Source organism: Pseudonocardia halophobica, from assembly GCF_050948485.1.
In the GTDB taxonomy this organism is placed as follows: Bacteria; Actinomycetota; Actinomycetes; order Mycobacteriales; family Pseudonocardiaceae; genus Pseudonocardia; species Pseudonocardia halophobica.
Genome location: NZ_CP192046.1, coordinates 3194637 through 3213015 on the forward strand (window position 1 = coordinate 3194637; position 18379 = coordinate 3213015).

The 18379-nt window shown below is 75.4% G+C and carries 16 protein-coding genes and 1 pseudogene; 10 read left to right on the forward strand and 7 right to left on the reverse strand.

Annotated elements, in window-relative coordinates:
• Nucleotides 1-372 precede the first annotated feature (372 nt).
• Nucleotides 373-1491 (reverse strand): glycosyltransferase, encoded by a 1119-nt coding sequence (locus ACQP04_RS15395; RefSeq protein ID WP_433507714.1) that lies wholly within the window; start codon nucleotides 1489-1491, stop codon nucleotides 373-375.
• A 134-nt stretch (nucleotides 1492-1625) separates the two neighbouring features.
• On the opposite strand from ACQP04_RS15395, the gene cobF reads away from it, so the two are divergent.
• The 3 genes from cobF (at nucleotide 1626) to ACQP04_RS15410 (ending at nucleotide 5053) form a co-directional block, all read left to right on the forward strand.
• Nucleotides 1626-2408, forward strand: coding sequence for a precorrin-6A synthase (deacetylating) (cobF, locus tag ACQP04_RS15400; RefSeq protein ID WP_433507715.1), 783 nt, complete (start codon nucleotides 1626-1628; stop codon nucleotides 2406-2408).
• A gap of 36 nt (nucleotides 2409-2444) precedes the next feature.
• Nucleotides 2445-3956: an AI-2E family transporter gene (locus tag ACQP04_RS15405; protein WP_433507716.1), complete on the forward strand. Its 1512-nt coding sequence runs from the start codon at nucleotides 2445-2447 to the stop codon at nucleotides 3954-3956.
• A 428-nt stretch (nucleotides 3957-4384) separates the two neighbouring features.
• Nucleotides 4385-5053: an ATP-binding protein gene (locus ACQP04_RS15410; protein ID WP_433507717.1), complete on the forward strand. Its 669-nt coding sequence runs from the start codon at nucleotides 4385-4387 to the stop codon at nucleotides 5051-5053.
• 880 nt (nucleotides 5054-5933) lie between these two features.
• On the opposite strand, the gene ACQP04_RS15415 is transcribed toward ACQP04_RS15410, so the two are convergent.
• Nucleotides 5934-6566, reverse strand: coding sequence for a TetR family transcriptional regulator (locus tag ACQP04_RS15415; RefSeq protein WP_433507718.1), 633 nt, complete (start codon nucleotides 6564-6566; stop codon nucleotides 5934-5936).
• Nucleotides 6567-6661: 95 nt separating this feature from the next.
• Between ACQP04_RS15415 and ACQP04_RS15420 the strand changes: the two genes are divergently transcribed.
• Entirely contained in the window at nucleotides 6662-7297 is a 636-nt protein-coding gene (locus tag ACQP04_RS15420) for a DUF5709 domain-containing protein (RefSeq protein ID WP_433507719.1), read from the forward strand.
• On the opposite strand, the gene ACQP04_RS15425 is transcribed toward ACQP04_RS15420, so the two are convergent.
• Together ACQP04_RS15425 and ACQP04_RS15430 are read right to left on the reverse strand one after the other, a co-directional pair.
• Complete coding sequence (locus tag ACQP04_RS15425) at nucleotides 7275-7691, reverse strand: SsgA family sporulation/cell division regulator (RefSeq protein WP_433507720.1); 417 nt, start codon at nucleotides 7689-7691, stop codon at nucleotides 7275-7277. The genes ACQP04_RS15420 and ACQP04_RS15425 overlap by 23 nt on opposite strands.
• A 152-nt stretch (nucleotides 7692-7843) precedes the next feature.
• A complete protein-coding gene (locus tag ACQP04_RS15430; protein WP_433507721.1) occupies nucleotides 7844-8317 on the reverse strand; it encodes a hypothetical protein in 474 nt (157 codons plus the stop codon).
• A gap of 160 nt (nucleotides 8318-8477) precedes the next feature.
• Between ACQP04_RS15430 and ACQP04_RS15435 the strand changes: the two genes are divergently transcribed.
• Nucleotides 8478-10163 carry an AMP-binding protein gene (locus tag ACQP04_RS15435; protein ID WP_433507722.1) on the forward strand — a complete coding sequence of 562 codons (1686 nt, stop codon included), beginning with the start codon at nucleotides 8478-8480 and terminating at the stop codon, nucleotides 10161-10163.
• A 151-nt stretch (nucleotides 10164-10314) separates the two neighbouring features.
• Nucleotides 10315-10533, forward strand: a complete 219-nt coding sequence (locus ACQP04_RS15440) for a hypothetical protein (RefSeq protein ID WP_433507723.1) — start codon at nucleotides 10315-10317, stop codon at nucleotides 10531-10533.
• A gap of 3 nt (nucleotides 10534-10536) precedes the next feature.
• Here the strand turns inward: ACQP04_RS15440 and ACQP04_RS15445 are convergent, their stop codons facing one another.
• Nucleotides 10537-11253 carry a DUF4097 family beta strand repeat-containing protein gene (locus tag ACQP04_RS15445; protein WP_433507724.1) on the reverse strand — a complete coding sequence of 239 codons (717 nt, stop codon included), beginning with the start codon at nucleotides 11251-11253 and terminating at the stop codon, nucleotides 10537-10539.
• 130 nt (nucleotides 11254-11383) lie between these two features.
• Nucleotides 11384-12019: a flavin reductase family protein gene (locus ACQP04_RS15450; protein ID WP_433507725.1), complete on the reverse strand. Its 636-nt coding sequence runs from the start codon at nucleotides 12017-12019 to the stop codon at nucleotides 11384-11386.
• A gap of 33 nt (nucleotides 12020-12052) precedes the next feature.
• Here ACQP04_RS15450 and ACQP04_RS15455 point away from each other — a divergent pair, with 33 nt between their 5' ends.
• The gene (locus tag ACQP04_RS15455) at nucleotides 12053-13003 is read left to right on the forward strand and encodes a cobalamin biosynthesis protein (protein ID WP_433507726.1); all 951 of its coding nucleotides are present in this window, start codon (nucleotides 12053-12055) and stop codon (nucleotides 13001-13003) included.
• A 53-nt stretch (nucleotides 13004-13056) separates the two neighbouring features.
• On the opposite strand, the gene ACQP04_RS15460 is transcribed toward ACQP04_RS15455, so the two are convergent.
• Nucleotides 13057-13923: an SURF1 family cytochrome oxidase biogenesis protein gene (locus tag ACQP04_RS15460; RefSeq protein WP_433507727.1), complete on the reverse strand. Its 867-nt coding sequence runs from the start codon at nucleotides 13921-13923 to the stop codon at nucleotides 13057-13059.
• Between the two features lie 315 nt (nucleotides 13924-14238).
• Here ACQP04_RS15460 and ACQP04_RS15465 point away from each other — a divergent pair.
• The 3 genes and pseudogenes from ACQP04_RS15465 to ACQP04_RS15475 form a co-directional block, all read left to right on the forward strand.
• Nucleotides 14239-14538, forward strand: a pseudogene (locus ACQP04_RS15465) (NosD domain-containing protein); the annotation flags it as partial.
• A 148-nt stretch (nucleotides 14539-14686) separates the two neighbouring features.
• A complete protein-coding gene (locus ACQP04_RS15470; protein ID WP_433507728.1) occupies nucleotides 14687-16216 on the forward strand; it encodes a cobyric acid synthase in 1530 nt (509 codons plus the stop codon).
• Nucleotides 16213-18351, forward strand: coding sequence for a putative cobaltochelatase (locus tag ACQP04_RS15475; protein ID WP_433507729.1), 2139 nt, complete (start codon nucleotides 16213-16215; stop codon nucleotides 18349-18351). The genes ACQP04_RS15470 and ACQP04_RS15475 overlap by 4 nt, the downstream gene beginning before the upstream one ends.
• Nucleotides 18352-18379 lie beyond the last annotated feature (28 nt).

Below are 18379 nucleotides of genomic sequence, written 5' to 3' on the forward strand. Positions count from 1 at the left end.
CGAAGCCGCTCGTGGCGATCCGGACGCAGGTCACGACCCGGCCTCGACCGGCGAACGGGACGCCACTCCCGCGGACCGCACGACCGGCAGCGCCGGACGGGATCACAGGGTGATCGTGTAACGGCGGGCGGCGCCACACCGCTCCCTCGAGGAGCGAGAACACCGCAGCTCACCGGGGGTCGTGAGTGGCGAGTGCCCCTCTAGCGTCGCTAGGAGACTGCTGACGAACCCCGGCCTACTGCGCGACGCCCGAGCGGCGCCCGCGCTGCGTTGTCGGCCTTGCGAATACGCCCGGTATGAGCTGCGGGCTCCGCCTTGCGCGGACACCACCCGGCCGCCGCTCGCGACGACCGGGGTTCTTCAGCAGTTTCCCTAGGCGCTCACGGGTCGGGTGAGGGCGGCCTCGTAGACCTCGCGGAGGCGGGCGGCCCAGCCGTCGGCCTCGAAGCGCTCGAGGAAGCGGGCCCGGGCGGCGCGGCCGAGCCGGGCGCGGAGGGCGTCGTCGCCGGCGAGCTCCACGATCGCGTCGGCGATGGCGGCGGCCGTCAGCGGGACCTGCCGCCCGACGTCCCGCGTGACGATCTCGGGCAGCCCGCCGACCCGGCTCACGATGGCCGGCACCCCGGCGGCCATCCCGCGGACCACCACGCTGGGCATGGCGTCGGTGCGCGTGGTGTGCAGCTGCAGGTCCGCGGCCTGCAGCAGCTCCCCGGGATCGCCGTGGTGCCGGAACACGACCCGGCCCTCCAGCTCCTCCTCGCGCCCCACCCGCGCTTCCAGCCAGGGCCGCAGCGGCCCGTCGCCGGTGAGCACGACGGTGAGCGGGAGGTCCTCGGGGAGCTCGGCGAGGGCGTCGAGCAGCAGGTCCTGGCCCTTGCCGCGGCGCATCGGCGCGGCGGACACCGCCAGCAGCCCGTCGTCGCCCACGCCCAGGCCGCGCCGCACGCGCGCCCGCACCGCCGGGTCGGCCGGGCCCGGGTCGGTGACGCCGTCGGGCAGCACGACCAGGCCCTTCTCCGAGCCGGCGACCCGCAGGTACCAGTCCCGCTGCAGTCGGGAGATCGCGATGGTCCGCGTGACGAACCGCTTCCGGGCCAGCGTGCGGGCGGTGCGCCGCACCCGGTCGAGCCGGTCCGCGGGCTCCTCCTCGATGCGGTGCAGCGTGGAGACCACCGGGATCCGCAGCCGGGTCGCGGCCGCGCTGCCGGCGACGTCGGCGTTCGGGGCGTGCGTGTGCACCAGCCGGACCCGGTGCTCGCGCAGCGTCTCGACCACCCGGGGCACCGCCCGCGGGTCCCACGGTGCGAGCCCGTGCTCGACGACCACGGCACCGGACCGGCGGAGCGCGGCCGCCCGCGCGCCGTCGCCGCTGCCGGAGATGCCGACTACCACGAGCTCCAGTCCCGCCGCCCGCGCGGCGCGGGCGAGGGCCTCGAGGCCGTACTCACCCCCGTCGGGGTGCAGCGTGTCGACGAGGTGCGCCACCCTCACGTCCCGGTCCTCCGCTCGCTCGAGTTCACCCGGTCGGGTCCGCGACCCTACCGGGCCGGTGACGCTGCGCGACCCGGCGAACCCGCTCCGCCCGGGCGGCTCGGCCCCGACCCTCGCCCGCATAGGGTGTCGACGTGCGCACGGTGTACGTGATCGGGATCGGCTCGGGGGACCCCGACCACCTCACATTGCAGGCGGTGGCCGCGCTGAAGCGCGTCGACGTCGTCTTCGTCATCGACAAGGGCGGGGTGAAGGAGGACCTCACCGCGCTGCGGACCGGGATCCTCGACCGGCACCTCGAGCCCGGCAGCTACCGGGTCGTCGAGGCCGCGGACCCCGAGCGGGACCGCAGGGCCGGCGCGGGGGAGGCCGGGCGGTCCGAGAGGTACACGGCCGCCGTCGTCGACTGGCAGGACCGCCGCGGGTCGCTCTACGCGTCGATGCTCGCGGAGCTGGCCGACGGCGAGACCGGCGCCTTCCTCGTGTGGGGCGACCCCTCCCTCTACGACGGCACCCTGCGGCTGCTCGAGGGCGTCGAGGGGATCGAGGTCGTCTCCTACCCCGGGATCTCCAGCGTGCAGGCGCTCGCCGCCGCCCACCGGCTGATCCTCAACCGGGTCGGACGGCCCGTGCTGATCACCACCGGCCGGCGGATCGCGGCCGGGCTGCCCGCCGACGTCGACGACGTCGTGGTGATGCTCGACGGCGGCACCGCCTTCGCGCAGCTGCCCGACGACGAGGTCGCCGACGTGGAGGTGTACTGGGGGGCCTACGTGGGCAGCCCGGACGAGCTCCTGGTGTCCGGCCCCGTCCTCGAGGTCCGTGACGAGATCGTGAGGCTCCGGGCGGAGGCACGGGAGCGCAAGGGCTGGATCATGGACACGTACCTGCTGCGGCGGCATCCCGGGGACCGCTGAGCGGGCCGGCCGCGGGAGCGGGACGGGGGTGGCGGTGTGACCGAGCGAGGCACGTCGGCGCGCGGGGCGCGCGGACGTCGGGACGACGAGGGGCGCTCGATCCCGGCCGACGGGACCGGGCTCGGCGGCGCGGACGTGGCCGGTGACCCCGACGCCGTCCGCAACGGCACCGCCGGCCGTCGTAGCACCGGACCGATCGACGGACCCGAGGACGGGGCCGTGAACGGGGCGCTCGACGGCGCGGTGGACGGTGCCGCGGACGGGTCGCCGCTCGCGCCGCCCGCGGCTCCGGTGGCTGCTCCGGCGTCGGCGGGGCCCCCGGTGACCCCACCGCCGGACCGCGGCGCGGTGATCGGCGGCGGGCTGACCTGGCTGGCGACCTGGAGCTGGCGGATCCTGCTGATCGCGTTCGGCGCCATCCTGTTCGGCCTCGTGGTCGGTGCGCTGTGGCCGATCGTGCTGCCGGTGCTCCTCGGCGTCATCCTCGCGACCGTCCTGCGGCCGCCGGTGCGCTGGCTGGTCGAGCGCCGGATCCCGCCCGTCCTGGCCGCGCTGCTGGTGCTCGTCGGGGCGCTCGTGGTGCTCGGCGGGATCATCACGCTGATCGCGCCGCAGGTGGCGGGGCAGTCGGACGAGATCGCCGCGGGCGTCACGGGCGGGCTGGGGCAGATCCAGCAGTGGGTGTCCGGGCCGCCGTTCAACCTCGGCGCGGGCCAGATCGGCGCGGTGCTCGACTCGGTCACCCGCCAACTGCAGGCCAGCGCGTCGACGATCGCCGGCAGCGTGCTGACCGGTGTGTCGGCGTTCGCGAACGGCCTGCTCAACATCGTGCTCGCCGTGGTGCTCGCCTTCTTCTTCGTCAAGGACGGTCCGCGCTTCCTGCCCTGGGTCACCCGCGTGACCGGGGCCCGGGCGGGCCGGCACGTGGCCGGGGTGCTGGAGCGCGCGTGGCGGACGCTCGGCGGGTTCATCCGCACGCAGGCCCTGGTGGCGTTCGTCGACGCCTTCTTCATCGGCCTCGGCCTGGTGATCCTCGGCGTCCCGCTGGCGCTGCCGCTGGCCGTGCTGACCTTCTTCGGCAGCTTCGTGCCGATCGTCGGCGCGCTCGTCGCGGGCGCCCTGTCGGTGCTGGTCGCGCTGGTGACCAAGGGCTTCACGACCGCCCTGATCGTGCTCGCGATCATCATCGCGGTGCAGCAGATCGAGGGGAACGTCCTGCAGCCGATCCTGCAGAGCCGCAGCCTCAACCTGCACGGCGCCGTCGTGCTGCTCGCGGTCACCGCGGGCGGTGCGATCTGGGGCATCGCCGGGGCGTTCCTGGCCGTGCCGGTCGCGGCGGTCGCGGCCGAGGTGCTGCGGTACATCGGGGAGGAGATCGACCGGCGGGCCGGGGTGCGGGCGGCGCCGCCGAGCGACGCCCCCGAGGGGCCGGACGGCGACGCGTCGGAACGCGGGAAAGGCATCGGCGCCCCGGCCGACGAGACCGCGCGTATCCCGGCCGAGGACGGTGGCCCCGGCCCGGTGCGCCGGCCCACTCCGGAGACCTGAGACCGGCGGGCAGCGGTCGCGGTCGTGCGTCGGGACTCGTCGGAGGTCGGGGTCCGGTCCGCGGCGTCGCGGTTCCCATGCGTCGACTCCCTGAGAGGCCTTGGGCGGGGCACGCGTTCCGTGCGCCCGCGCTCTTCGGAGGACTCGATGCCGGTCGGCGGGAACCGCAGGCTCGTGCGTCGGCCTTCTTCGGTGGCCCGGCGGGTCGGCGGGGATTGCGCTCCTGTCGGCCCTCGTCGGAGCTCTGACGCCGGGTTGCGAGGTCTTCGGCCATCCGGACGGGTGGTTGCGGTCCGTCCGGTGGAGGTCCCGGCCGGGTGCGCGCGACGAGCGGCGTCGGGGGCTCGACCAGCGGTGTTTCCCGGACGGTCGCGCGGGGCCATTCCAGGGGTGTCCGGCCGCACGCTCCCCGCATCGAGAGGCCTCCCATGACCTGCCCGGCACAGATCCCGCACCAGATCCGGCCCCCGGACGCACCCGGCGAGGCGACCGACGCCCTCGAGCCCACCGACTTCACCGAGTCCGCCGGCGTCGACCCGGCCGCGGTGCTTGCCGAGGTGACCGGCGACGTCGAGCGCGCCGGGGCCGACCTCACCGGCCTGGCCGACTCCGTCGAGTACGTCCACCGCAGCTGGCCCGCCAACCCGGTCCAGCTCTCCGTCATCCGGCGTGAGCTGCTCGGCTGGCTCGCGCCGCTGGGGCTGAGCACCGAGCAGAAGGACGACGTCGTGCTCGCGGTCGACGAGGCCGTCGCCAACGCCGTCCGGCACGCCTACCCGGAGGACCGGCCCGGCGACGTCGAGCTCACCCTCTGGACCGAGGGCGAGGCGCTCTGCATCGAGATCACCGACCACGGCAGCTGGCGGCCCACGCAGGGCGAGGGCGGCACGATCACCGGCGACGCCCGGGGCGGCCGCGGCATGCTCCTCATGCAGCACATGGTCGAGACCGTGCTCGTCCACTTCGACGGCCGCGGCAGCCGGGTCCTCCTTCGCCACCGCTTCAACCGCCCCGCCGACGCGGAGACGGGCGGCATCGGCGAGGCCGAGTTCGACGACGCCGCCGCGACCGAGGACTCGCCCCGCCACTCGCGCTGACCCGGCCGGGGCGGGACGAACGTCATCGGCGCGGCTCCGGGCGCGCTTCGGTCTCACGAGAGGCCTGACCGGGCGGTTGGCATCCACACAGCTGTTTGGGCGGCTGACACAACCGTTGCGGCGCCCGGCCGAGCGCCGGCCGCGCTGGCCCGAGCGACCTCCCAGTGGCTGGCACAACCGCTGTCCCAGCTCGCACAACCGTCCTTGCGCGGCACACCCCTCCTTGCGCGGCCGCACGCCCGCGACGTGCGTCGCACACCTCGTCGACCGGATGTGTGGCGGCCGAGCGGGTGTGGCCGGTCGGGCGCGGTGTCGATCGCGAGTGCCTGACGATCGCTCTTCTGGCCGGCCGCGAGCGAGCTGGATCAGCGGCTCGAACAACCGATATCGCTCCCGGGTGAGCGCCGGGTCGGTGGCTCGCGCAACCGCTGCAGCAGCTCGCACAACCGACCTGGCGCGGCACCCCTCGTGGCGCAGCTGCACACCCGTGAGGTGCGTCGGACACCTCGTCGACAGGGTGTGTGGCGCCCGGGCGGGTGCGGGGGATCGACCCGCGGCGCTGCGGCTGCCCGAAGTCCGCTTCCGACCGGTGCGAGCGAGCGACAGGGGCGGCTCTCTCCATGCGCCGCGGCCGTGGCACATCCGCTTCGGCGCCTCACATCCGGTCGACGAGGTGTGCGGCGCTCACGTCGGGTGCGTTGCGGGGCGCGAGCAGATGCGCGGCGCCCCGCCGGGTGTGCCGCGGTGTCCGGCCGGGTGTGGCGCCGCCCCACGGCTAGGACGTTCCACCTGGTCCAGCCGAACGTGCCGCTGCGCCACCGGGTGTGCCGCCGCCCCCCCGGGTGTGCCACCGCCCCGGCCAGATGCACGTCCCAGCGCGTCAACCCGCCTCGGCGGGGGAGAAGAGCGCCTCCACCGCCCGTGTGACGTGTCCGACCACCGTCCCGGGGTCCGCCTCGGCAACCGCGTCGCTGCGGATCACCTTGCGCAGCAAGGCGATGCCCAGCAGCCAGGCGAGGGCGAGCTCGGCGCGGAGGGCGGCGTCGGCCGGGTCGTCCGTGGCGACGAGCCGCGCGAGCGTGCCGCCGTAGGCGACCCGCAGCTCCTCGCGGACGGTGGCGGCGGCGTCGGTGTTGCCCGCCGAGCGGAGGGCGGCGAGGAAGAGGGCGACGTCGTCGGCCGAGCCGTCGTCCGTGGCCAGGATCGCGGCGAGCGTGCGGGGGAGGACCTGCTCGGGCGGGCCGTCGTGCAGCAGGTCGAGGGCCTGCCCCGTGACGGCCTCGGCGAAGAGGCCCTCCTTGGACCCGAAATGCCGGAACAGCAGGGCCTGGTTGACGCCCGCGCGCTCGGCGACCGCACGGACGGTCGTGCCCTCGTAGCCCACCCTCGCGAACAGCTCACGGCCCGCGGCGAGCAGCGCCCGCCGGGTCGCGGCGGAGTCACGCGGGCGGGCGGGCCGGGGCGTGTCCGGCGCCCGGTCCGCGTCGCCGTGCATGCCGCTGTCGCTGGTCATGCCCTATCGGACCACGCCGCGTGTGCGGAGGCGGCGTCCGGGGTAGGCGGGGTCGAGGGTGTCATCGACGCCCGCGAACGAGAGAGCGGAGGATCATGGCGCAGCGCGAGAGCGACGAGCGGGGCATCGACACGTCGCCGGACCTGGTGGAGGCCCTCCAGCTCGGCAACGAGGAGACGCTGACGGGCCCGTCGGGCGCGGACCCGCTCGACGCCGGCTACGTGCCGGCCGACCGGCCCTACGGGGTCGACGACCCCACGGTGACCCCGGCGGGGCAGCGCGAGGGCGAGACGCTCGACGAGCGCCTGGAGCGCGAGGAGCCCGACGAGGAGGAGGTCCGGGACACCACCCGTACCGGGCGGCTGGCCCCGCGGGACGCGGGGGCGGACGGCGAGGCCGTCGACCAGGACCCCGCGACCGCGGCCGAGGACGTCGGCGTCGACGGGGCGGCGGCGTCGGCCGAGGAGGCCGCCGTGCACGAGCTGGACGCCGGGATCGAGCCGGTGCTGGACGAGTCCCCGATCGAGGATCCCGAGGTCGCGCGGTCGCTGGCCGAGGACCAGCGGCCGGGCGAGGCGGAGGAGGACGCGGTCCGCGACTTCGCGGAGGAGACCGAGCCGCAGGAGCGGCCGAGCGCCGCGGCGCGGATCGACGCGAACCCGGACACGGGCGGCGTGCCCGGGGTCGACGGCGCCCGCGACGCCGGCGTCAGCCCTCGCAGCTCTGGGTGATCTGCTCGATCACCCGGTCGAGGTCCAGGACCGCCGACTCCTCACCGAGCGGAACCAGCTCCGCCGACGACTCGACGAAGTGCCGCAGCAGGTCCCGGTCGACCTCGAGCACGGCGCGGCCGTCGGTGGAGCGGATCTCGATCTCGACGATGTCGTAGCCCTGGACGAGCTGCGGGCTCATCCGGATGTCGCCGTAGCCGGCCGGCCCGGACAGCGCCTCGACCACCAGGTCGCGGGCGACGAGCCACTCGACCCACCGGTCCTGCCTGGTCCGGACGGCGAGGGTGACCGCGAACGGGTCGGTCGCGGTGTAGGTCCACCGCGTGACGACGGGCGCGGGCTGCCCGTGCAGCACGGTGAACATGTCCTGCTGGACCGAGTCGCTGGTCGTCATGGCGTGGCTCCCTGGCGCTGGCCGTCCGGCGGTGTGGACGGCTCTCATGGTGGGAATCGGCGGCGCTCGTCGGAACGCAGCAGGTTCGCGGCCCTTTCACCCTTTCTGGTGACCGTATCCGCGACGTCCGGCGGTGTCGGGGACGGGGGCGGTCAGCCGCGGGTGGCGGCCGACACGACCCAGATGCCCGTCGAGCCCGCCCGGACCGGCTGGACGAGCGTGACGTGCGCGGTGCCGCCCGACGGGTCGGTGAGGTCGACCGAGCCCGGCCCGGTGGACGTCGGCTCCGGGTTCGTCCAGCCGTAGGTGGTGGTCGCGTAGCTGACGGCGACCTCCTCGGGGTCGAGGGTCCACGGCTGGGCGCCGCCGTCGACCCGGGTCTGCAGCTCCTGGGCCGCGGCCAGGTCGGTGACCGGCCACAGCAGCGTGGTCCCGTTCGGCGCGGCCTGGGGTGCGGTGGTCTGCGGCATGACCGACGGGGCGGCCGACGGCGCGGCGGACAGTGCGGCGGAGGACCCCGCCGCCTGCGGGGCGGGGGGTGACGTGCCGCCGCACCCGGCGAGCAGCGCGGCCAGTGCCGCCGCCGTCAGCAGTCCACCGGCACCGCGCGTCGTCGCCCCGTCCACGCCCGGCACGCTAGCCCCGGCCGGCGCCCCCGCGGCACCGACGCACCGCCACGTTCGAGGGTCGGCGTACCCGCGCCCACCTGCCCGACCGGACGTGGCGCGACGGCCGATCTCGAATAGGGTTCCGGCAGAGCAGAGCCGCCGAATCCTGTGAGGTGCAATGTCCGACAGCAGCACGGCCTTCTACGCGGCGCGGGACTTCCTCCTCGCGCACCGCACGGACTACGACACCGCCGTGCGCGACTTCCGCTGGCCCGAGCTCACCGAGTTCAACTGGGCGCTCGACCACTTCGACGCCGCCGCCGCCGACCCGGAGCGCGGCGCCCGCAAGGCGCTGTGGATCATCGAGGCGGACGGGAGCGACGCCTCGTGGACCTTCGCCGAGCTCTCGGAGCGGTCCAACCGGGTGGCGAACTGGCTGCGCGAGCGGGGGGTCGCCCGCGGCGACCGCATCATCCTCATGCTGGCCAACCAGCTGGAGCTGTGGGAGACGCTGCTGGCGGCGATGAAGCTGGGCGCCGTCGTCATCCCCGCGACCACGCTGCTCACCGCCGAGGACCTGCGCGACCGGGTCGACCGGGGCAACGCCAGGCACGTGATCGTCGGCAAGGACGACGCGGCGAAGTTCGACGACGTGCCGGGCGACTACACCCGGATCTCCGTCCGCGGCGCGCCGAAGGGGTGGGAGGACTACACCGACGCCTACGACAGGTCGGCCGTCTTCCAGCCCGACGGACCGACGCAGGCCACCGACACCCTGTTGCTCTACTTCACCTCGGGCACCACGGCCAAGCCGAAGCTCGTCGAGCACACGCACCAGAGCTACCCGGTCGGCCACCTGTCGACGATGTACTGGATCGGGCTCGAGCCCGGCGACGTCCACCTCAACATCTCCTCGCCCGGCTGGGCCAAGCACGCGTGGTCGAACGTCTTCGCGCCGTGGATCGCCGAGGCGACCGTGCTCGTCATGAACTACACCAAGTTCAACGCGAACAACCTGCTGGGCGTGCTGGACAAGTACGGCGTGACCAGCTTCTGCGCCCCGCCCACGGTGTGGCGCATGTTGATCCAGGCCGACCTGTCCGGGCTCCGGACGCCCCCGACCAAGGTCGTCGGTGCCGGCGAGCCGCTCAACCCCGAGGTGATCGAGCAGGTCGAGAAGGCCTGGGGGCTGAAGATCCGGGACGGGTTCGGGCAGACCGAGTCCAGCGTCCAGATCGCCAACCCGCCCGGCTCGCCGATCAAGCCCGGCTCGATGGGCCGGCCGATGCCCGGCTTCCCGATCGCGCTGATCGACCCCGCGACGGGGGAGAAGGCCGACGAGGGCGAGATCTGCATCGACCTCGCGCAGCGGCCGACCGGGCTCATGGTGGGCTACAGGGACGACCCCGAGCGCAACGCCGAGGCGATGGCCGGCGGGTACTACCACACCGGCGACGTCGGCTCCCGGGACGCGGACGGCTACATCACCTACGTGGGCCGCGCCGACGACGTCTTCAAGGCCTCGGACTACCGGATCAGCCCGTTCGAGCTGGAGAGCGTGCTGATCGAGCACCCGGCGGTGGCGGAGGCGGCGATCGTGCCCTCGCCGGACCCGGTGCGGCTGGCCGTGCCGAAGGCGTACGTGGTGCTGGCGGCGGGTTACGAGCCCACGGAGGAGACCGCGAAGGACATCCTGCAGTTCGCGCGGGACAACCTCGCGCCGTACAAGCGGATCCGGCGGCTGGAGTTCCACGAACTGCCCAAGACGATCTCCGGCAAGATCCGGCGCGTCGAGCTGCGGAGCCGCGAGGGCGACCTGCACGCCGACCCGTCGGCCACGCCGTCGGGCGAGTTCACCCTCTAGTACGGGTGGCCGGGCGGGTCTCCCGCCCGGCCGTCCGGTACTGATTCGGTCAGGCCGTGCCGCGGGGCGCGGCGCGTGCGCCGGCGGGTCACCGCCGGCGGGTCGTCGCCCTCACCGGCGGCGGCGCACGACCGGGACGTGGAGGGTGCAGATGGCCGCAGGCGACGGGTACACGCCCGGGAGCGGACCGATGGCGGGCGTGCTGGCGGGCATGCCCGAGGTCTTCGGCCGGTTGCTCGCCGAGCACGTACCGGACCGCCTGGGCCGCTGCTCCGCCTGCCGCAACGCGGGCTCGGGCGTCGTCTGGCCGTGCACCCTGCACCAGATCGCGACCCGTGCCGCGGAGCTGCACGCCCGCCGGCCGCGGTAGCGGTCAGACGGGGGCGACGACGACGTCGCCCACCTCGGTCCGCAGGTCCAGCGCGTGGTCGGCGCCCGGCTCGCTCGGGACCCGCACCGACGTCTCGCCGAGGTCGGTGTGCACGGTCACCCGGTACGTCGCCTGCGGCACGCGCACGGTGATGTCCCCGCGCTCGGTCTCCACCCGGGCCGAGCCCGGGGTGGCGAGGGTGAGCTCGACGTCGCCGTTCGCGGTCTGCGCCAGCACGTCGGCGTCGCGCAGGGTACGGCCGATGATCGTGCCGGCTTGGGTGCGCGCCCGGGCCGTCCCGGTGACGGTGTCGAGCGTGATCCCGCCGGCCCCGGTCGCGACGTCGACCCGGCCCACCCGCGTCAAGGTGATGCCGCCGGCCTCGGTCCGTCCGGTGACCGGCAGCCCGGCCGGGACGTGCACGGTGTACGTGACCGCGCAGTGGTCGCCGCAGCCGCCGAGCACGAGCACGCCGCCCTCGACGCGGTGGCTCTGGCCGGACGGCGCGGAGCCGCGGTAGGTGACCTCCCGCTCCAGCGAGGCCCCGCCGTCGCCGACGACGGTCACGCCGCCCGCCTGGTTGTCGATCCGGATCTCGGTGACCGGGCCCCCGAGCGCCGCCCGGTCCCGCGTCGTCTGCCCGGTGCCGACGCTGCAGCCCGCCACCGCGGCGGCCGCGGCGAGCACGCCCACGGCCGTCCGCACACCCCACCGGCCCATGTGTCCCCCTCCCCGCCCGCCGGGGGCGACGGTAGGCGGCGCCCGGGGCCGTGACCAGGGACGTTCGGCTCAGGGTCGATTCTCGCTCCGCGCGCTCCACTCAGGGTCGACTCTGCTCCGCAGGCTCCGCTCAGTCCTCGCGGCTGTAGTGGCCCGGCCACTCCTCGTACGGGATGCGGGTGATGTCGAGGATCTTGCCGATCGTCGACCATTCGTTGCGGCCCAGGCGGGCGAGCGGGCGCAGCCGCTCGATCGCGGGGAGGCTGTGGCCGCGGGCGTCGGTCTCGAAGACGTCGGCGTCGATCGCGGCGTGCAGGACCCGGCCGATCACGACCGTCGAGTCGCCCAGCTCGAGGGCCTGCTCGAGCCGGCACTCCAGCGCGACGGGGGACTCCTTCACCCGCGGCGGCGCCACGGTCGCGCTCGGCTCCGCGGTCAGCCCGACCTCGGCGAACTCGGAGATCTCGGCGGGGAAGTTGGTGCCCGTGGCGTTGATCCGCTCGAACATGGACTCGGAGGCGAGGCAGACGACGAACTCGCCGGTCTCGGTGGCGTTGCGCAGCGAGTCCTTCTTCCCGACCGACGTGAACTGCACCATGGGCGGGTCCACGCACGAGACCGTGAAGAAGGAGTGCGGGGCGAGGTTGTCGACGCCCGCCGCCGACCGCGTCGAGACCCACGCGATGGGCCGGGGAACGACGACGCTGGTCAGCACCTTGTAGAAGCGGCCGTGCCCCAGCTCGCCGGGGTCGATGTCCGTGCGCATGCCCCGATCATCCCCCGGGCTACGGTGACCGGCATGCGGCACGGCCTCTCCCCCCGCCCCGGCCCGGACCGGGCGTGGGGCCTGGCGTTGGGGGTGGCGGCCGATCTCGTCCTCGCCGACCCCCGGCGCGGACACCCGGTGGCGGGTTTCGGCCGGGTCGCCGCCGGGCTGGAACGACGCCTGTACGCCGACTCCCGCGCGGCCGGTGCGGCCTACACCGCGGTGCTGGTCGGGGGTGCGGTGGGCGCCGGGGTGGCCGGTCGTCCGCGATCGCGGGCGGGCAGGGTGCTGCTGACCGCGGCGGCGACCTGGGCCGTGCTGGGGGGCACCTCGCTCGTGCGCGAGGGGGCGGCGCTGGGGAGGTCGCTGGAGGAGGGCGACCTCGACGCGGCCCGGGCCCGGATCCCGCACCTGTGCGCCCGCGACCCCGCGCTGCTCGACGCGGCCGGGATGGCGCGGGCGGGCGTGGAGTCGTTGGCGGAGAACACGTCCGACGCCGTCGTGGCACCCCTGTTCTGGGGTGCGGTGGCGGGCGTGCCCGGGTTGCTGGGGTACCGGGCCGTCAACACCCTCGACGCGATGGTGGGGTACCGCTCGCCCCGCTACACCCGCTTCGGCTGGGCCTCGGCCCGGCTCGACGACCTCGCCAACCTGCTGCCGGCCCGGCTCGCCGCGCTGCTCACGGGGGCCGCGGCCCCGCTGGTCGGGGGCCGGCCCGGCGCCGCCCTGGCCGCCTGGCGGCGCGACGCCCGCGAGCACCCCAGCCCCAACGCCGGCCCGGTGGAGGCCGCCGCGGCGGGGGCATTGGGCGTGCGGCTGGGTGGACGGACGGAGTACGCCTACGGCGCGGAGGACCGGCCCACCCTCGGTCGCGGCCCCGCTCCCGTCGCCGCCGACCTCGTGCGTGCCGCCCGCCTCTCCCGCTGTGTCGGGCTGCTCGCCGCGGGGGTTGCGGTGGCGGTGGCGGGACTGCGGCGACGGTGATCATCCGGAGCTGACGGCCGGATCCTGCTTCCGGCTCCTTCTCGGAGCGGGCGTCAGTGAGGGGCGGGGGTGTCGCGGTCGCCCGTGTCCGGCCGGTCGCGGCGGGGGCCGGGGTCGTCGTCGACGGAGGGGTCGAGGTCGCGACCCGAGAGGGCGTCGCGCAGGCCCGCCTTCGTCTCCCGCTTCCCGCGCCGCTGCAGCACCTCGAGCCGGATGAAGTACCCGAGCGCGATGACCGCGATGGCGCCGAAGGTGAGCCACTGCAGGGCGTACGAGCCGTTGGTGAACGGGGCCGCGGTGGTCGCGGGCGTGACCGGGATCGGCGTGAGGACGCCCGGCTGGCCCGCGCCGAGCTGCAGGTACCCCTCGACCATGTCCGGCGTCCCCGTCGCCGCGGCCAGCTGCCGGGAGTCGACGGCGTAGATCTGCAGGTGGCCGCCCTCGGTGGCCGGGGCGCGGCCGCTGGTGTCGGTCTCGTTCACGCGCAGCCGCCCGGTCAGGGTCACCGGACCCGCGGGGGCGGCGGGGAAGTCGGGGACGGCCTGGCCGTCGTCGGTGGTGATCGAGCCGCGGTCGACGGCGACGGTGCGGCCGTCGTCGAGCCGGACGGGCGTCAGCACCTCGGAGGCGGGCTTGCCGTCGACGAACCGCAGCCGGACCAGCACCTCGGCCTGCGGCAGGTAGGTGCCGACGAGCGTGACCTGACGCCACTCGTCGTCCGGGTCGACCTCGGAGCCGGGGACCAGCCGGCCGAACGGGACCGGCGCGGTGGTGTTGGCGGTGTCGATCGCGTGCTGCTGCGCCTGACGCTGCTCCTCGCGGCCGAACTGCCAGGGGGCCAGCAGCGTGTAGCACGCCACGGCGAAGCCGATGACCACCACCACGAAGGCGATCCAGCCCGGGCGCAGCAGGAAGCGCATGCCCCTACGGTAGGCGCCCCGCGGAGGGCGGGTCCCGCCGCCTCGCCGCCGGTCGCGCACCAAGGACGGTCGGGGGCCGCGCGGTCCGCCCGGTTCTGGTCGCGGTGATCGCCGCCGGGATCGCGATCGCCGGCGCGGGGACGGCACAACCTCTTCACCGGCCACGACGGCGACGCCGCGGCCGCCGTGAACACCGCCGGCGACCCGTCGAGCTGGTCGACCGGCCTGCGGATCGAGCGCAACCAGAGCGTCGACGACGCCACCTTCGCCGTCGTCACCAACGTCGACGGTCCGGTCGTCGCGCACAACCAGGTGGTGCGGCGCCCCACCGCCACCACGGGCGTCGGCACCGGCATCCTGGTCGGCGGCGCGACGGAGAACGTCGAGGTCACCGGCAACGTCCTCACCGGCGGCGCGAAGAACGGCGTCTCGGTGACGCAGGACTTCAGCCCGGTGAGGAACACGGGCCTGACCGTGAACACCAACACCGTGGGCGACCGCCTCAACGGCATCCGGCTCGTCGACCAGACCTCCGGCACGATCAGCGGCAACACCGTCGCGCAGAGCACCGGCACCGGGATCCTGCTGGAGGGCGCGGCCAGCGCCGGCGTCACCGTGACCGGCAACCGCTCCTTTCTCCGACTGCACCGGCCAGAGCAAGGGCACCAGGACCGCCGGCACCGCCAACACCCGGGACCGGCACCTCGGCCTCCGCAGCACCCCGCCGGGCCTCTGCCGCCTCTTCTGACGGAGACTGCTCGGCGTGGATCCGAGCGGCGCCCTGCTGGTGGCGGGAACGACGTCCGACGCCGGCAAGAGCGCCCTGGTGGCGGGCGTCTGCCGCTGGCTGCGCCGGCGGGGGGTGTCCGTCGCCCCGTTCAAGGCCCAGAACATGAGCAACAACTCCGTCGTCACCGTCGACGGCGGGGAGATCGGCCGGGCCCAGGCGATGCAGGCGCACGCCTGCGGCCTGGAGCCGAGCGTCGCCTTCAACCCCGTGCTGCTCAAGCCGGGCAGCGACCGGACCTCGCAGGTGGTGGTCCGGGGTCGGGCGGACGGGCACGTCTCCGCCCTGTCCTACCGGACCCGGACCGCCGCGCTGCTCGAGGTCGTCACGGACACCCTGGCCGAGCTGCGGTCCCGGTTCGACGTCGTGGTCTGCGAGGGGGCCGGCTCGCCCGCCGAGATCAACCTGCGGGCCACCGACCTCGCCAACATGGGCCTGGCGCAGGCCGCGGACCTTCCGGTGGTCGTGGTGGGGGACATCGACCGCGGCGGCGTGCTCGCGCACCTCTTCGGCACCGTCGCCGTCCTCGACCCGGCCGACCAGGCCCGGATCGCCGGCTTCGTGATCAACAAGTTCCGAGGCGACCCCGCGCTGCTCGCCCCGGGGCTGGAGCAGCTCCGGGCGCTGACCGGTCGGCCCACCCTCGGCGTCGTCCCCTGGTCGGACCGCCTGTGGCTCGACGCCGAGGATTCCCTCTCCGCCGTCGCCGACGGGGTGCTCGGCCGCCCGGCCCCGCCGCTCGGCGAGCAGTGGCTGCGCGTCGCGGTGGTCCGGCTGCCGCGGATCTCCAACGCGACCGACGCCGAGGCCCTGGCCTGCGAACCCGGCGTCGCGGTGCGATACGTGACCGAGCCGTCGCGGATCCTCGACGCGGACGTCGTCGTGCTGCCGGGGTCCAAGGCGACCGTCTCGGACCTGGCCTGGCTGCGGGCCACGGGCCTGGCCGACGCGATCGCGGCGCACGCCGCCGAGAACAAGCCGGTCCTCGGGATCTGCGGCGGCTACCAGATGCTGGGCCGTCGGATCACCGATCCGGGCGTGGAGGTGCCGGAGGGCGCCGACGTCGCCGGGCTCGGGCTGCTCGACCTGGAGATCGCCTTCGACCGCGAGAAGCACCTCGGCACCCCCACCGGCACCGCGTTCGGCGTGCCGGTGCGCGGCTACGAGATCCACCACGGCCGCGTCGTGCGGTCCGGCGACGCCCAGCTGCTCGACGGCGAGGGGTCCGACGCCGGGGCCGTGCTCGGCACCCACTGGCACGGCCTGCTGGAGAACGACGCGTTCCGCCGCCTCCTGCTGGCGCGGCTGGCCGAACAGTCAGGTCGGACCGGGTTCCGCCCGGCCCCGGACACGTCGTTCGCGGCGGAGCGGACCGCACAGCTCGACCTGCTGGCGGACCTCGTCGAGCGGCACCTGGACACGGCCGCACTTGAACATGTGATCAGTCACGGTGCCCCGGTGGATCTCCCGGTGCTGGCGACCGGTCTGGCAGAGTCGCGCCGGTGAGCGGTACGGCATTCCCCTTCTCGGCGGTCGTCGGGCACGACGACCTGCGCCTGGCCCTGGTCCTCAACGCCGTGCACCCCGGCGTCGGCGGGGTGCTGGTGCGTGGCGAGAAGGGCACCGCCAAGTCGACGGCCGTGCGCGCGCTCGCCGCCCTGCTGCCGGCGCTCGAGGTCGTGGCGGGCTGCCGCTTCGGCTGTGACCCGGCCGCTCCCGACCCGTCCTGCCCCGACGCCCCGCATGCCGGCGGCTCCACGACCCGGCCGGCCCGGCTCGTCGAGCTCCCCGTGGGCACCACCGAGGACCGGCTGGTCGGCTCGCTCGACCTGGAGAAGGCGCTGTCCGAGGGCACCCGCGCCTACCAGCCCGGGTTGCTGGCCGAGGCGCACCGCGGCGTGCTCTACGTCGACGAGGTCAACCTGCTCCACGACCACCTCGTCGACCTGCTGCTCGACGCCGCCGCCATGGGCCGCGCGCACGTCGAGCGGGACGGCGTCTCGGTCTCGCACGCGGCGCGGTTCCTGCTGGTCGGGACGATGAATCCGGAGGAGGGCGAGCTGCGGCCGCAGCTGCTCGACCGGTTCGGGCTGACCGTGGAGGTGCGGGCGGCACGGGAGGTCGACACGCGCGTCGAGGTCGTCCGGCGGCGGATGGCGTTCGAGGCCGACCCGGCCGGGTTCGCCGGAACCTGGGCCGCGGCCGACGCCGAGGTCGCGGAACGGATCGTCACCGCGCGGGACCGGGTCGAGGCCGTGCGGCTGAGCGACCGGGAGCTGCGCCGGATCGCGTTCGTGTGTGCCCGGTTCGACGTCGACGGCATGCGGGCCGACCTCGTGATCGCCCGGACCGCGGTCGCGCACGCCGCCTGGCGGGGCGCCGATGCCGTCGCCGAGGACGATGTGCGGGTCGCGGCGCGCCTGGCGCTGCCGCACCGGCGGCGGCGGGACCCCTTCGACGAGCCCGGCATCGACGAGAAGGACCTCGACGAGGCCCTGCGCGACGCCGAGGAGGACCTGGGGCCCGAGGACCCGCCCGACCCGACGGACCCGACCGATCCGACCGATCCGCCGGACCCGACCGACCCCGACGACGACCCGGGCGGCGGCGCGCCGGACGAGGCCGACGGCGGCCCCGACGGGGAGCCCCCGACCGACGCGGAACCCGCCCACAGCGCACCCACCCCGTCGAGCGGCGGCGCGGACCGGGCCGGTCCCGAGTCGCACACCCCGCCGGCCCCGCCGCGGGAGCCCGGCGAGGCGGTCGAGGCCCCGCAGGACCGCCCGGAGACCATGGGCGCCGGCAGCGCGATGCCGGTCGGCGCCCCGGCCCGGCTGAGCCGGGTCGCGGTCCGGCGGTTCACCGTGCCCGGTGTGGGTGACGGCGCGCCCGGCCGCCGCTCGCGCGCCCGGACCGACACCGGACGCGTCGTCCGGTCCTCGGACGCCACCCCGCGCCGGGCCGCGGACCTGCACCTCCCCGCCACGATCGCCGCCGCGGCCCCGTTCCAGCACGAACGCGGCCGCCGCGGCCCGGGCCTGCTGCTGCAGCGTGCCGACCTGCGTGCGGCGCTGCGCGAGGGGCGCGAGGGGAACCTCGTGCTGTTCGTGGTCGACGCCTCCGGGTCGATGGCCGCCCGCAAGCGGATGGCCACGGTCTCCGGCGCCGTCCTCGCCCTGCTCCGCGACGCCTACCAGCGCCGGGACAAGGTCGGCCTGGTGACCTTCCGCTCCGCCGGCGCCGAGCTCGTCCTCCCGCCGACCACGAGCGTCCCGACCGCCCAGGTCCGGATGGCCGCGATGCGCACCGGCGGCCGCACCCCGCTCGCCGACGGCCTGCTGCTCGCCCGCCGGACCCTCGCCGCCGAACGGGTGCGGGACCCGCGGCGGCGCCCGCTCGTCGTCCTGCTGACGGACGGGCGGGCCACGGTCGCGACCCGCCCCGGCGGCGACCCCGTCGCCGACGCCCGCCGCGCCGCCGGCCTGCTCGCCGCCGACGGCGTGCACACCGTGGTGGTCGACTGCGAGTCCGGCTTCGTGAAGCTCGGCCTTGCCGGGCAGGTCGCCGCGGCCGCCGGCGCCCCCGTGATCACGGTCGACGAGCTCACCGTCGCCGATCTCACGTCCGCCGTGAGTGCCTAGTGCCCCTAGCGGGGCAGTAGCCACTCAC

Excerpts from the sequence above, each read along its gene's own strand:
- ACQP04_RS15410 (WP_433507717.1), top strand. The coding sequence starts at position 4,385 with ATGACCTGCCCGGCACAGATCCCGCACCAGATCCGGCCCCCGGACGCA.
- ACQP04_RS15415 (WP_433507718.1), bottom strand. The coding sequence starts at position 6,566 with ATGACCAGCGACAGCGGCATGCACGGCGACGCGGACCGGGCGCCGGAC.
- ACQP04_RS15420 (WP_433507719.1), top strand. The coding sequence starts at position 6,662 with ATGGCGCAGCGCGAGAGCGACGAGCGGGGCATCGACACGTCGCCGGAC.
- ACQP04_RS15425 (WP_433507720.1), bottom strand. The coding sequence starts at position 7,691 with ATGACGACCAGCGACTCGGTCCAGCAGGACATGTTCACCGTGCTGCAC.
- ACQP04_RS15435 (WP_433507722.1), top strand. The coding sequence starts at position 8,478 with ATGTCCGACAGCAGCACGGCCTTCTACGCGGCGCGGGACTTCCTCCTC.
- ACQP04_RS15440 (WP_433507723.1), top strand. The coding sequence starts at position 10,315 with ATGGCCGCAGGCGACGGGTACACGCCCGGGAGCGGACCGATGGCGGGC.
- ACQP04_RS15445 (WP_433507724.1), bottom strand. The coding sequence starts at position 11,253 with ATGGGCCGGTGGGGTGTGCGGACGGCCGTGGGCGTGCTCGCCGCGGCC.
- ACQP04_RS15450 (WP_433507725.1), bottom strand. The coding sequence starts at position 12,019 with ATGCGCACGGACATCGACCCCGGCGAGCTGGGGCACGGCCGCTTCTAC.
- ACQP04_RS15455 (WP_433507726.1), top strand. The coding sequence starts at position 12,053 with ATGCGGCACGGCCTCTCCCCCCGCCCCGGCCCGGACCGGGCGTGGGGC.
- ACQP04_RS15460 (WP_433507727.1), bottom strand. The coding sequence starts at position 13,923 with ATGCGCTTCCTGCTGCGCCCGGGCTGGATCGCCTTCGTGGTGGTGGTC.